The organism is Rhodoferax sp. GW822-FHT04A08 (genome assembly GCF_058801025.1).
The window spans coordinates 848764-862438 of the sequence record NZ_JBXAMW010000001.1; the positions used below are offsets into that span (position 1 = coordinate 848764).

The window sequence follows — 13675 nt, forward strand, 5'->3', positions numbered from 1 at the left end:
GACCTTTTCTGGAGTTGCTATGAACGTGAAATACGGAGCGCCGAGCGCAATGGACATTCAAGGCCTGGGCATGGTGCCCATGGTGATCGAGCAGTCGGGGCGTGGCGAGCGTTCTTACGACATCTACTCACGCTTGCTCAAAGAGCGCGTGATTTTTCTTGTGGGTCCGGTCAATGACCAGACTGCGAATCTGGTTGTGGCCCAGTTGCTGTTCCTGGAAAGTGAAAATCCGGACAAGGACATCTCTTTCTACATCAATTCACCTGGCGGCTCCGTCAGCGCCGGCATGGCGATTTTTGATACGATGAACTTCATCAAGCCCGACGTGTCGACTCTGTGCACAGGCATGGCCGCCAGCATGGGCGCGTTCCTGCTGGCTGCTGGTGCCAAGGGCAAACGCTTCTCGTTGCCGAATTCCAAGGTCATGATTCACCAGCCATCCGGTGGCAGCCAGGGGCAGGCGACGGAAATCGAGATTGCCGCGCGCGAAATCCTGAAGACGCGCGAGCAGCTCAACAAGATTCTGGCCGAGCGCACCGGCCAGCCTTTGGACAAGATCGAGCGCGATACCGAGCGTGACTACTACATGTCGGCAGACGAGGCGAAGGAGTACGGCGTGGTGGATCAGGTGATTTCCAAGCGTCCCTGATCCGGCCTGGGTCTAAACCCTGCTGAAGCGGTGCCTATTCGCGGGTAGGCACCGTTTTTTATTTGGTTATCATCCGCGTAACAAGTTGTTAAAGGGCAGTTAGCACATGGCCGAGAAAAAAGGCACTTCCAGCGAGAAAACCCTGTATTGCTCCTTTTGTGGCAAGAGTCAGCACGAGGTCAAGAAGCTGATAGCCGGACCGTCGGTTTTCGTATGCGATGAGTGCATTGAGCTCTGCAACGAGATCATCCGGGACGAGCTGCCGGCTACAACCCAAGGCAAGGACACCAAGAGCGAATTGCCGACCCCAGCGGAAATCAAGGTCAATCTGGACAATTACGTGATTGGACAGGAGCCTGCCAAGCGGACTCTGGCCGTTGCGGTGTACAACCACTACAAACGACTGCGCCACAAGGACAAGTCCAAGAAGGATGACGTAGAGCTTGCCAAGAGCAACATCCTCCTGATTGGCCCCACCGGCTCAGGCAAGACGTTGCTGGCACAGACCCTGGCGCGCATGCTGGACGTGCCCTTTGTCATGGCCGATGCAACCACCCTGACAGAGGCAGGCTACGTCGGTGAGGACGTGGAAAACATCGTCCTGAAGTTGCTGCAAAGCTGCAATTACGAGGTGGAGCGTGCTCAGCGTGGCATCGTCTACATTGATGAAATCGACAAGATTTCCCGCAAGTCCGACAACCCGTCCATTACCCGCGACGTATCGGGGGAGGGCGTCCAGCAGGCACTGCTGAAGCTGATTGAAGGCACCATGGCAAGCGTCCCCCCCCAGGGCGGCCGCAAGCACCCAAACCAGGACTTCGTGCAGATTGACACCACCAACATCCTGTTCATTTGCGGTGGTGCTTTCGCTGGTCTGGAAAAAGTCATTGAGGCGCGTACCCAGTCTTCTGGCATCGGTTTTTCAGCCAGTGTGAAGAGCAAGCAGCAGCGCAGCCTCACCGAGGTGTTCAAGGACGTGGAGCCTGAGGACTTAATCAAGTTCGGCTTGATCCCTGAGCTGGTTGGCCGTATGCCGGTGGTCGCCACATTGGCAGAGCTCACCGAAGACGCTTTGGTGCAGATTCTGACCGAGCCCAAGAATGCGCTGGTCAAGCAATATGCCAAGTTGCTCGCCATGGAAGGGGCCGAATTGGAAATCCGCCCGTCTGCACTCAAGGCGATTGCCAAGCGCGCTCTGGCCCGCAAGACTGGAGCCCGGGGACTGCGTTCCATCCTGGAGCAGTCCTTGATTGACACCATGTACGAGTTGCCCAACGTGGCAAACGTCGAAAAGGTGGTGGTAGATGAGTCCACCATTGACGAGAACAAGCCGCCTTTGTTGGTGTACCGCGAAGCGGCCAAGAAGGCCTAGTGAACCTCATGCCCGAAATGCTGTTTGAAAAGGCTTTCGGGCAGGTTTGGCGCAGATACGAAGACATTTGTCCAGTTGCTAGTGGGCAAGCGCTTGAATTCGCAGGATAGCGAACCATATTTGAACGGTTACGAAAAGGTTTAATCATGTCTGGCCACACACCCCTACCCACCGACGCAATCAATTTGCCGCTGCTGCCTCTGAGAGACGTGGTGGTGTTTCCCCACATGGTGATTCCGCTCTTCGTGGGGCGCCCCAAGAGCATCAAGGCTCTGGAAGCCGCCATGGAAGCAGAACGCCGCATCATGTTGGTGGCGCAAAAGGCCGCGGCTAAGGACGATCCCCTGGTATCGGACATGTTCGATATGGGGTGCGTTTCCACCATCCTGCAAATGCTCAAACTCCCTGATGGAACCGTCAAGGTCTTGGTAGAGGGGCATCAGCGCGCTTCAGTGAACCACATTGAAGAAAGCGAATCGCACTTCACGGCCAACGTGTCTCCCATTGATATGGGCGAATCCAGTGATGAAGCAGTTCATGGAAAGAGCAGCGAAATTGAGGCTTTGCGCCGTGCGGTCATGCAGCAATTTGACCAGTACGTCAAGCTGAACAAGAAGATTCCGCCCGAGATCCTGACTTCCATATCCAGCATTGACGATGCCGGCCGTTTGGCGGACACCATCGCGGCACACCTGCCCCTCAAGCTGGATGCCAAGCAGGCCGTCTTGAGCCTGTCGAGCGTGAAGGATCGCCTGGAGAATCTGTTCGAACAGATCGAGCGTGAGGTGGACATCCTCAATGTCGACAAGAAGATCCGTGGTCGCGTCAAGCGCCAGATGGAAAAGAACCAGCGCGATTTCTACCTGAACGAACAGGTCAAGGCGATCCAGAAGGAGCTGGGCGAGGGCGAAGATGGCGCAGACATCGAAGAGATCGAAAAGAAGATCAAGTCTTCCAAGATGCCTAAAGAAGCGCAGAAGAAGGCAGAAGCGGAGCTGAAGAAGCTCAAGCTCATGTCGCCCATGTCCGCAGAAGCCACTGTGGTGCGCAATTACATTGACGTGTTGACCGGCCTTCCCTGGAACACCAAGACGAAGATCAAGCACAACCTGACCAATGCGGAAAATGTGCTGAATGAGGACCACTATGGCCTGGACAAGGTCAAGGACCGCATTCTGGAATATCTTGCAGTGCAGCAGCGGGTGGACAAAGTCAAGGCGCCGATTCTGTGCCTGGTCGGCCCTCCGGGCGTTGGCAAGACGTCGCTGGGGCAGTCCATTGCCAAGGCAACTGGACGCAAGTACGTGCGAATGGCACTGGGTGGCATGCGTGACGAAGCGGAAATCCGTGGTCACCGTCGCACCTATATTGGCGCGATGCCCGGCAAGGTTCTGCAGAGCCTGACAAAGGTCGGAACACGCAATCCGTTGTTCCTGTTGGACGAAATCGACAAATTGGGTACGGACTTCCGGGGCGACCCCAGTAGTGCGTTGTTGGAAGTGCTGGACCCGGAGCAGAACCACAAGTTTGGCGACCACTATGTGGAGGTCGATTACGACCTGAGCGACGTGATGTTTGTGGCGACTTCGAACTCCATGAACATACCGCCAGCATTGCTGGACCGCATGGAAGTAATCCGCTTGTCGGGTTATACCGAAGATGAAAAGGCCAACATTGCCATCCGGTATCTGCTACCCAAGCAGATGAAGAACAATGGCGTGAAAGAGTCCGAGTTGGCCATTTCAGAAGATGCTGTGCGTGACATCATCCGCTACTACACCCGTGAAGCCGGCGTTCGCTCCCTGGAGCGCGACTTGTCCAAGATCTGCCGCAAGGTGGTCAAGGGCCTGCTCCTGAAGAAGCTGGAGCCCCAGGTGAAGGTGACGGCAGAGAACCTCAACGAGTACTTGGGTGTGCGCAAGTACACCTATGGACGTGCGGAGCAGCAAAACCAGGTCGGTCAAGTGGTGGGCTTGGCATGGACCGAAGTTGGCGGTGATCTGCTGACCATTGAAGCGGCGCTCACGCCAGGTAAGGGCGTAATTACACGCACTGGCTCGTTGGGTGACGTCATGAAGGAGTCTGTTGAGGCAGCACGCACTGTAGTGCGAAGCCGGGCCCGCCGTTTAGGTATTAAGGATGAAGTGTTCGAGAAGAAGGACATTCACATACATGTGCCCGATGGCGCCACGCCCAAGGACGGTCCAAGCGCTGGTGCGGCGATGACGACTGCCTTTGTCTCAGCCTTGACAGGTATACCTGTTCGTGGGGATGTTGCCATGACCGGTGAAATCACCTTGCGGGGTGAAGTAACGGCGATTGGTGGCTTGAAGGAAAAGTTGCTTGCCGCATTGCGTGGTGGCATCAAGACCGTGCTGATCCCGGAAGAGAATGCCAAGGATTTGCAGGACATACCCGAAAACGTCAAGAACGGACTGGAGATCGTTCCTGTGAAGTGGATCGACAAGGTGTTGGAAGTCGCGCTGGAGTCCATGCCGGTCCCATTGCCTGATGAGGATGTGGTTCCGTCCGAAGTGGCCGCAGTGAAGACCGGCGGCGTGCAAGAGACGATCAAGCATTGAGGCAAAATTTTTTGAAAAGTTTGGCTTAGTGCCAAAAGATTCAAAAAACGCGCTATAATTTGAGGCTTGAAACGCGGGAATAGCTCAGTTGGTAGAGCGCAACCTTGCCAAGGTTGAGGTCGAGAGTTCGAGACTCTTTTCCCGCTCCACATTCCAGAAAAGGGAAGCAGCCGCTTCCCTTTTTCTTTAACGAAAAGAATAGTGGCGCGATAGCAAAGCGGTTATGCCCCGGATTGCAAATCCGGTTAGTCCGGTTCGACTCCGGATCGCGCCTCCATCCATCAGGCTCTTGAATGCCCCGTCATTGTTCTTTGGCGGGGCATTTTTGTTCCACAATAGCTAGCGTGCCCGAGTGGTGAAATAGGTAGACACATCGGACTTAAAATCCGCCGCTTCGTGAATAACGGGCGTACCGGTTCGATTCCGGTCTCGGGCACCATCTAACATTACACTCATTACCATGGCACGCTACAACGCACCCTTCGAGATTCATGTCCATGGTCAGGTGCCTTTGCGGGCGGATGTGGGTTTCTCCACCTTGCAGGAATCTCTCAAGCCACTTTGGAAATACGCCGGTAGCAACTCGTTTGCGGACGGGGCTGTCAGTTCTTACGAAGACGAGCCGGGCATCAAGTTTGACGCGGCTGACCACGTGCTGCAGATGTGCTGGACGGTTCCTGGAGACGAAGACTTCAGACAGACGCTGGATGAGGTCTGCATGAATCTCAATGAAATTGCCGAAACGGGCGCTGCCATCGAAGTGACCTTCTACGATGCCGACTATGACAGCGAGGAAGACCCGCAGTCTGGTGAATCACGTGATGACTTTCTTATGTTGTTTGTGGGACCCAATCCGGCCGCCATCATGCAGGTCCAAAGAGATCTGCTGGTGCAGGATATGATCAATATGATGGAGCGCCACTTTGATGCCAGTGAATTGGGCGGGGTGGTTGCAGAAGTTGACAAGTTGTTTGCGCAACGCTTCGATGCACTGGTGCACTCCTTGGAAATTGGAAAGCCTCCCAGGGGATCGGGAGGCAATCACGGTGGCCACGGTGGGGGGAGAAAGCCGCGCCATCTGCATTGAGTTATCCGGGCTTTCATGCTAAAAAAAATACAGGTTCAGCAATTAAGGGTTGGGATGCACTTGAAGGAGTTTTGTGGCTCCTGGATGGAGCATCCGTTTTGGCGAAACGGTTTCGTAATTGCCGACCCCAAGGACATCGAGAGCGTTCTGGCGAGCAGCATCAAGGAAGTCTGGATTGATTGTTCCAAAGGGCTGGACGTTGCCAGCGGAGAGCCCTCCATATCCGAGGCGGAGTCCGAAGCAGAAGTCAATGCAACTCTGGCAAAGGTGGTCCAAGAGCGTCGCAATGTCTCTCCGACATCTTCTGCGCAAGAAATTGAAACTGCCGCAAGAATTTGTCAGCAGTCCAAGCGTGCAGTTATTTCCATGTTTGAAGAAGCCCGCATGGGCAAGGCCGTGGACACCGGTGATGCGCGAAAACTGGTGGAAGAAATCAACGATTCAGTAGCGCGCAATCCTGGAGCGTTGATCAGTCTGGCACGATTGAAGACGGCGGACGATTACACCTACATGCATTCGGTTGCGGTCTGCGCGATGATGATTGCACTGGCAAAGCAGCTCAAGTTGGACGAGGCGCAAACACGGGTTGCCGGTTTGGCGGGTCTCATGCACGACCTGGGCAAGGCCATGATTCCAATGGATGTTCTGAACAAGCCGGGAAAGCTCAGCACGGCAGAGTTCAACATCGTGAAGCGGCATCCGGAGGAGGGGCATCGCCTGTTGCTTACCGGTACGGATGTGCATCCATTGGTACTGGACGTTTGTTTGCATCACCACGAGAAAACGGATGGCTCTGGTTATCCCAAGGGGCTCAAAGATGCCGAGATCAGTCTCTTTGCCAAAATGGGCGCAGTTTGTGACGTGTACGACGCTATCACTTCCAATCGCCCGTACAAGCCCGGCTGGGATCCTGCCGAATCACTCCGACGTATGGCGGAATGGGCTAAGGGCCATTTCGACATGCAAGTGTTTCAGGCGTTCGTAAAGAGTTTGGGTATCTATCCCATTGGCAGCCTTGTGCAGCTGAGTTCCGGGCGACTGGGCGTGGTGGTAGAGCAAACTGGCAAGTCACTGACCATGCCGTGCGTGAAAGTGTTTTTCTCCACCAAGTCCAACATGCGCATCATGCCGGAAGTGATTGATTTGTCAGGCGCAGGTGTGAAGGAAAAGATCGTCAGCCGGGAAGACCCCGCAAAGTGGCAGTTCCACGATCTGAATGAGCTCTGGTCGGGGTTGCCCGACTAACGCTGAGCAAAGGACCAAGCCAGTTCCGCCAAGGGACGCGCCCCAGCGCCTGAGCGCTCGGCTTCCTCGCTGGAGGCGATGCCCTCTTGGGCGCGTTTGGCAATGCCTTGCAGGATGGCTGCGATGCGGAACATGTTGTACGCCATGTAAAAGTTCCAATCCTCCAGCAACTGATCAGGTCTGGCCAGACCTGTGCGTTCGCAGTATCTTTGTATGTAGTCCTGCTCTGCAGGTATGCCCAACGCCGGTAGATTGAGCCCGCCAATTCCGCGGAACATCCCATAGGGGATATGCCATGCCATGCAGTGGTAACTGAAGTCCGCCAGTGGATGGCCCAGCGTGGACAGTTCCCAGTCCAGAACGGCAATCACCTTGGGTGCCTGCGTGTCGAACATCAGATTGTCCAGGCGAAAGTCGCCATGGACGATTGCCATCATCCGGTCATCCCGAGCCATGTCTGGAATATTGCGGGGCAACCATTCCATCAAATAGTCCATTTCAGAAATTGGCTTGGTGACGGATGCCACGTATTGCCGGCTCCACCGGCCAATTTGCCGCTCGAAGTAGTTGCCGGGCTTGCCATAACCGCTCAAACCACGCTGAGCAAAATCGACCGTGTGCAGGGCGGAAACGACCCTGTTCATCTCGTCATAGATGGAGCCTCGCTGCTCAGGTGTCATGTCGGGCAGAGATGGATCCCACAGCACGCGCCCCTCCATGTATTCCATCAAGTAGAACGCTCTCCCGATGATGGACTCGTCTTCACATAGGCAGAGCATGTTCGGCACGGGCACCGCAGTACCTGCCAATCCCCGCATGACCGCATATTCCCGCTCAATCGCATGAGCCGAAGGCAGCAACTGTGCAACCGGTCCCGGCTTGGACCGCATGACGTAGCTGCCTTTCGGGGTACTGATCTTGTAGGTGGGGTTGGACTGCCCACCCTTGAACATCTCTACGTGGATGAGGCCCTGAAATCCTGGCAGATTGGCTTCAAGCCAGGCAGTCAGCGCCTGGGTATCGATCGCATGTTTGCCTGTTGCCTGGCGTGTGCCTGTAAATGAATCAGATTCGCTCACGGTATATTGCCTCGACGTCAATGCTCTAATTCAATGATGCGCATTAGGGCTTGCCGGTCACGCACCACCAGGCCGCCGGATTCAATGCGGATCGCCTCTTCACGCTCCATGGACTTGAGCTCTTGGTTGACGCGTTGCCTCGAAGCACCCAAAAGCTGCGCCAGCTCTTCTTGCGCCAAGTGCAGACCAATACGCACTTCGTTGCCATTGCTGAGTGAAGGCACCCCGTAACTGCGCACCAGATGCAGCAGCTGTTTGGCAAGCCTGGCCCGCAAGGGCAGGGTGTTGAGATCCTCCACCAAGCCGTAGAGCTGCCTGATCCGCCGTGCGTGCAGGCGCAACAGGGCTTCGTAGAGTTCCACATGGCTGGCCAGGATCTTCTTGAAGTCTGCCTTGGCAACGCACATGGTGGTGCACTCACCGTGGGCATAGGCGTCGTGGGTCCGGCGGTCTCCATCGAAAATGGAAACATCCCCGAACCAGATGCCGGGCTCCACGTAAGTCAACGTAATTTGCTTGCCGGATATGGATGTCGAGCTAACCCGTATAGCTCCTTTGGCGCACGCAAACCATTCTTCAGGCGGCTCTCCCCGTGCAGTTATCAAATCGCCATCCTGAAATCGGCGTACATATGCGCATCGCAATATGTCGTGCCGCAGGCTTGGGGATAGTGATGAAAACCAACGCCCGCTGTTTATGGCTGTGCGTTCTTCTACCGTCAATATGGGTTCATCCATGCGCATCCAAATTCGGGTTGTTTGCTAATTCCGTCCAACTTCTATTGTCGACTGGCGTGGCGCCATTTGCACAGTGTTGTGTCACGCGGGTGTCAGGTGGTTAATAAACCGCATACCTGTGCCAAAATGTGAAATAACTATGAAGCTCAATCGCAAAACCGTTTTCGGAGTCTTATTGGCCGCGCTGTTCGTGGCTTCGACAAACGTCTCTGCCCTGACTCTGGGAAAAATGCGCGGTTCTGCACTTTTGGGTAAGGAACTCGATCTGGCGGTATCCGTAGAGTACGCTGCAGATGAGGATATTGCGCCCAATTGCTTCAATGCCGATGTGCGCTTTGGGGATATTGCGGTTGAAGGCAGTCGTTTGTCGGTGAACGTCGTTTCGGGGCCGCAACCCCAAACCAAGACCGTTCACATCACAACCAGCTCCCGTGTGGGAGATGCAGTCGTAACAGTCAACCTTCGCACATCCTGCGGGCCCAAGGCCTCGCGGCGTTATGTTTTGCTGGCCGATGTTCTCAGTGAGTCTGATGCCGCTCCGCCTAGTGGGGCGTTGGCCTCTGCCAACGTACAACCGACCCGAAAGTCTGACTCTGCCTCGCCAGCAGTCAAACCAACGGGAGACATCGCTGCAGCGCCCGTTGTCGCCAAAACAACGGGCGTAACTTCTTCTCCTGCTGCCAAGAAGGCACCGGCTAGCAGTCCCGTCAAGAAGACAGCAACTGCCAGCCCTGTTGCTGAACATGCGGCTGCGGCGAAAGCGGCCAACCAAGCCAATGCGCTGATTCTGGAAGATCTCCAGCACCGTGTGGATGGAATTGAAAAGTGGCAGGCTCAGAGCACGGCAGCAGAGGATTTGCTCAAGAGTCAGGACCGCAATCAGGTACTGGAGGCGGGGCTGACTGGCCTGAAAGTGGTGACAGCCAAGAATCAACAAAACCTCCAACAGGTTGCTGCTGCCTTGGAAGGGATGGAGTCCGAGAACTATGGACGCCCACTGGTCTACGCGTTGGGCGCTTTGCTCGCCGTATGTGCGGTGGCGGTGGCATACGTCCTGAAACGCTCGCGTTCAAGTGGATCCGACGCTTCGCCCTGGTGGCTGGGCGGAGAAGGGCGCGCCGAGGCAAGGCCACCGAAGGCTGGCACTTCTGAGTCCACTGCTACCTCTGCATCGCAGTCGATAGCGGGATCGTCGCAATTGCCTGAGGCTGTCCAGACCATTGCGGTTGCGGCCACCGAAAGCAAACCTGCTGCCCCAGCCGTTGATGTGGATTTCGATATTGACTTTGCTGCAGCCCCCGCTGGCGATGCGAGTCCCATGACGCCTGTTGCACCCGCGTCCGCATTGAAGGAGGAAAGTCCGGACAAGGCCACGGCGACTCCGGTCAACGCAGTCCAGAATCGTGTCATCAATACGAAGGAAATGCTCGATGTTCGGCAGCAAGCCGAATTCTTCATGGCGTTAGGTCAGCATGATGACGCCGTGCGCTTGTTGGAAGAGAGTATTCAAAACAGTTCCGAAGCCAATCCTCTGGTGTATCTGGACTTGCTAAAGATCTTCCACACCTTGAGTCGACGCGAGGATTTCGAGCGTTATCGCGCTGAATTCAACCAGTACTTCACAGGTCGCGTGCCCCCATATGCCGACTTTTTGTCGGAAGGCAATGGTCTGGACGCCTACGATGAAATCTGTCAGCAGATCGTCGTGTTGTGGCCAACCGAATACACGGTGGACTTCATCGAACAGTGCTTGGTGAGAACTCCTGAGGATGATCCGGAACAGGGCATTGACCTGGAGGCGTTCAAAGACTTGTTGCTTCTCTACGGCATCCTCAAGCGGTTGAGTCAACCGGCAGATTCGTCTATGGTGCCCTTCAGTACGTCGCGGCTGTCCAGCTCTCAGGTCGCGGTTCTGGAGCCGAAGCATCCTGATATAGAGCATATAGATATCGAGGCCGCCGCTGTGCCTCTGCCGACGATTTCAGGCACGGTGGATGAGCCAGTTGTGGACCTGGATCTGGACATCGGTGGCGAAGGCGTGCCGGACAAAGAGCCGGAGCCCGGGAACCTCATCGATTTCGATATGTCCGGTTTTGTCAAACCCGAGCCGAACAAGCCGGAACAGAAATAAGCCAGGTTAGCGGCGCACCTGCAGTGCGCCAGGGTTGACGATATTGGTTGGCGTGCCTTTGATGAAGTTCACCACATTGTCAAACGCTGCACCAAAATATTCCTCGTAGGTGCTTTGCTCCACGTAGCCAATATGGGGAGTGCAGATGCAGTTCTCCAGGCGTAACAAAGCGTGGCCCTGAAGAATGGGTTCCGTCTCAAACACATCCACCGCCGCCAGACCGGGGCGCCCCCGGTTCAAGGCACTGATCAGTGCATCAGGTTCAATCAAGTCGGCCCTGGATGTATTGACCAGAATCGAGGTGGGTTTCATCAAGGCAAGGTCACTGGCTCGCACAATGTGTTGCGTTGCCTCATTCAGTCGCAGATGCAAGGAAATCACGTCGGAGTGTGTAAAGAACAGTTCCTTGCTGGGCGCCGCAATGTGGCCATCGTGCACTGCCGCCTCGCGGGAAGACTCACTTCCCCAGATGATGGTCTGCATTCCAAATGCTTTGCCATATCCGGCGACCAGTTTGCCTATTCTTCCGTATCCCCATATGCCCAGCTTCTTGCCGGTCAGTGTGGTGCCAATTCCAAAATTTGGGGGCATGGAGCTCGCCTTCAGTCCGGACTGCTGCCAGGCCCCGTGCTTCAAATTGCCAATGTAGTGGGGTAACCTGCGCATGGCCGCCATCAGCAACGCCCAGGTTAGTTCAGCCGGCGCCACCGGTGAGCCGGCGCCTTCGGATACAGCAATGCCACGTTCAGTACAGGCTTGCAGGTCGATATGGCTGCCAGCACGCCCGGTCTGGGAAATCAATTTCAGCTTGGGCAGCTTGTCAATGAGCTGGCGATTGATTGCGGTGCGTTCACGTATGAGCACCAGAATGTCGGCATCCTTGAGTCGCACCGAAAGCTGCCCAAGACCCTTGACCGTGTTGGTGTACACCTTGGCTTGATAGGGTTGCAGCTTGCTGGCGCATTCGAGCTTGCGCACCGCATCTTGGTAATCGTCCAGAATCACTATGTTCATGCCCCCATTGTGCCTTGATGGAGACAGAAAAACTCAGGCAGAACGGCGGCGGATAGGCGCTAACATGCGCTTCCCTTTGGTTTACTCGTTTGAAAGATATCCATGTCCATTTCCATGTCATCGGCCAGCCTTCCGGTATTTGCAGGCATGCTCAGCAACCTGAGTCATTTATTGGATAAGGCGCAAGCCTTTGTGGATACCAAGAAGTGTGATCCTGTTGCCATCACGCAGTACCGTCTGGCGCCGGACATGCTGCCATTCACCAAGCAGATTCAGATTGCATGTGACGCCGCAAAAAACGGAATTGCCAGGCTGTCTGGGATGGAGGCGCCCCGATTTCCGGATGACGAGCAAACACTGGCTGAACTAAAAGAACGCATTGCAAAAACATTGGCCTATTTGCAGACCGTGCCAGCGCACGCAGTGGACGGAACCGAGTCCAAGGAAATCACCTTCCCAGTAGGAAGGGACACCATGCGCACAATGCAAGGTGAGGCATACCTGAAACAGTGGGTGCTGCCGAATCTGTTTTTCCACATCACCACAGCCTATGCAATCCTGCGTCACAACGGCGTGGATGTGGGAAAAAAGGACTATCTGCTGGGTGCAGCCGCCTGACCGGGTGCACACCCAGAAGGGCCGCTCTTAGTGCAACGCCGCCTCGCTGGCGGCCAAGCGGTCCAACTCGGCACAAACGTCAGCCATACGCCCCGAAATGACCAGCCTGCCTACGCCGGCAGGCGTTTGGCCTCTGTCCACCACACGCAAGACCCGCAAAGGCCTGGAAGAAGCCATGGCGGGCGACAGATTGATCGCATCAGTCCCACGGCTGACGCCAGCCAGACAGGCTGTCATGCCGCCTCGAGGGAACGCATTTTGAACGGCCATGGGTGTCGGCCTGGCACTATGTGGCAGGCCGCCCATAAGGCGGTGCAAACCCTGGACCAGTTTATCTTGCATAAGCATTGCGATATTCATAGATTTCTCCCGGTTGCGGCTCACATGAGCATGGTGTTGCGGATAAGGCCAACTGCGAGTCCTTCGATTTCGAAGGGGTCTCCAGGTTCCACCACGATGGTTTGATAATCCGGGTTTTCCGGATGCAGTTCGATCAGGTGTTTGTTGCGGCGGAAGCGCTTGACAGTCACCTCGTCGCCGAGCCGGGCCACAATAATCTGGCCATTCTTGGCATCTTTGGTAGCTTGCACGGCGAGCAAGTCGCCGTCCATGATTCCCGCATCACGCATGGACATGCCTCGTACCTTGAGCAGGTAATCCGGTTGCCGCTGGAACAGGCTGTTTTCCACGTAGTAGGTTTGGTCCACATGCTCTTGGGCGAGAATGGGAGAGCCTGCTGCAACGCGGCCCACCAGAGGCAACGCCAGTTGGGCCAAACCGGGGAGAGGCAGGGAGAATTGTTTGACTCTGGACTCGTTGATGGAGCGCAAAGTCTCACTCTTGAGTCGGATGCCACGAGAAGTGCCGCTGACCAATTCGATGACACCTTTGCGGGCCAGGGCCTGCAGATGCTCTTCAGCCGCATTGGCGGACTTGAAACCGAGTTCGTTGGCGATTTCTGCACGGGTAGGAGGAGCCCCGGTACGTGCAATAGCGCTTTGGATCAAATCCAGAATCTGCTGTTGTCGGGCAGTGAGTTTGGGGCTTTCGAGCATGCTGACTCCTTTGGTGTGCACTGGATGGATCACTGGGATTGCAGACACTGTTTTCTTATCCAGTGACTGTATTTTTAACCAGTTTTATGCTTTTGACAAGAGGGTG

General features: G+C 55.5%; 12 protein-coding genes and 3 tRNA genes. 10 read left to right on the forward strand and 5 right to left on the reverse strand.

The genetic code is table 11. The features are described from left to right. Positions 1 to 19 precede the first annotated feature (19 nt). The 8 genes from clpP (at position 20) to AC1RMF_RS03995 (ending at position 6935) form a co-directional block, all read left to right on the forward strand. On the forward strand, positions 20 to 649 hold the full coding sequence (gene clpP / locus AC1RMF_RS03960; protein ID WP_342617372.1) for an ATP-dependent Clp endopeptidase proteolytic subunit ClpP: 630 nt from the start codon (positions 20 to 22) through the stop codon (positions 647 to 649). Between the two features lie 106 nt (positions 650 to 755). Next, the gene (gene clpX, locus AC1RMF_RS03965; RefSeq protein WP_493139708.1) at positions 756 to 2021 is read left to right on the forward strand and encodes an ATP-dependent Clp protease ATP-binding subunit ClpX; all 1266 of its coding nucleotides are present in this window, start codon (positions 756 to 758) and stop codon (positions 2019 to 2021) included. A gap of 146 nt (positions 2022 to 2167) precedes the next feature. Continuing rightward, positions 2168 to 4603, forward strand: a complete 2436-nt coding sequence (lon, locus tag AC1RMF_RS03970) for an endopeptidase La (protein ID WP_342617374.1) — start codon at positions 2168 to 2170, stop codon at positions 4601 to 4603. A 73-nt stretch (positions 4604 to 4676) separates the two neighbouring features. After that, positions 4677 to 4752, forward strand: a tRNA-Gly gene (locus AC1RMF_RS03975). A gap of 54 nt (positions 4753 to 4806) precedes the next feature. Then, positions 4807 to 4880 (forward strand) — tRNA-Cys (locus AC1RMF_RS03980). Positions 4881 to 4949: 69 nt separating this feature from the next. After that, a tRNA-Leu gene (locus tag AC1RMF_RS03985) sits at positions 4950 to 5042 on the forward strand. Between the two features lie 21 nt (positions 5043 to 5063). Beyond that, entirely contained in the window at positions 5064 to 5690 is a 627-nt protein-coding gene (locus AC1RMF_RS03990) for a DUF6806 family protein (protein WP_342617375.1), read from the forward strand. A 15-nt stretch (positions 5691 to 5705) separates the two neighbouring features. After that, the gene (locus AC1RMF_RS03995) at positions 5706 to 6935 is read left to right on the forward strand and encodes a cyclic di-GMP phosphodiesterase (protein WP_342617376.1); all 1230 of its coding nucleotides are present in this window, start codon (positions 5706 to 5708) and stop codon (positions 6933 to 6935) included. Here the strand turns inward: AC1RMF_RS03995 and AC1RMF_RS04000 are convergent. Further along, a complete protein-coding gene (locus tag AC1RMF_RS04000) occupies positions 6932 to 8014 on the reverse strand; it encodes a phosphotransferase (protein ID WP_493139712.1) in 1083 nt (360 codons plus the stop codon). The two genes, AC1RMF_RS03995 and AC1RMF_RS04000, sit on opposite strands and share 4 nt — an antisense overlap. A 17-nt stretch (positions 8015 to 8031) precedes the next feature. Next, complete coding sequence (locus AC1RMF_RS04005) at positions 8032 to 8751, reverse strand: Crp/Fnr family transcriptional regulator (RefSeq protein ID WP_342617378.1); 720 nt, start codon at positions 8749 to 8751, stop codon at positions 8032 to 8034. A gap of 139 nt (positions 8752 to 8890) precedes the next feature. Here AC1RMF_RS04005 and AC1RMF_RS04010 point away from each other — a divergent pair, with 139 nt between their 5' ends. After that, the gene (locus tag AC1RMF_RS04010; RefSeq protein ID WP_493139714.1) at positions 8891 to 10882 is read left to right on the forward strand and encodes a type IV pilus assembly protein FimV; all 1992 of its coding nucleotides are present in this window, start codon (positions 8891 to 8893) and stop codon (positions 10880 to 10882) included. A gap of 6 nt (positions 10883 to 10888) precedes the next feature. On the opposite strand, the gene AC1RMF_RS04015 is transcribed toward AC1RMF_RS04010, so the two are convergent. Continuing rightward, on the reverse strand, positions 10889 to 11896 hold the full coding sequence (locus tag AC1RMF_RS04015; RefSeq protein WP_342617380.1) for a D-2-hydroxyacid dehydrogenase family protein: 1008 nt from the start codon (positions 11894 to 11896) through the stop codon (positions 10889 to 10891). A gap of 114 nt (positions 11897 to 12010) precedes the next feature. Between AC1RMF_RS04015 and AC1RMF_RS04020 the strand changes: the two genes are divergently transcribed. Then, on the forward strand, positions 12011 to 12514 hold the full coding sequence (locus AC1RMF_RS04020; RefSeq protein WP_493139935.1) for a DUF1993 domain-containing protein: 504 nt from the start codon (positions 12011 to 12013) through the stop codon (positions 12512 to 12514). Between the two features lie 27 nt (positions 12515 to 12541). Here the strand turns inward: AC1RMF_RS04020 and AC1RMF_RS04025 are convergent, their stop codons facing one another. Together AC1RMF_RS04025 and lexA are read right to left on the reverse strand one after the other, a co-directional pair. Further along, on the reverse strand, positions 12542 to 12784 hold the full coding sequence (locus AC1RMF_RS04025) for a hypothetical protein (RefSeq protein WP_342617382.1): 243 nt from the start codon (positions 12782 to 12784) through the stop codon (positions 12542 to 12544). A 110-nt stretch (positions 12785 to 12894) separates the two neighbouring features. Beyond that, positions 12895 to 13569 carry a transcriptional repressor LexA gene (gene lexA, locus AC1RMF_RS04030; protein ID WP_342617383.1) on the reverse strand — a complete coding sequence of 225 codons (675 nt, stop codon included), beginning with the start codon at positions 13567 to 13569 and terminating at the stop codon, positions 12895 to 12897. Positions 13570 to 13675 lie beyond the last annotated feature (106 nt).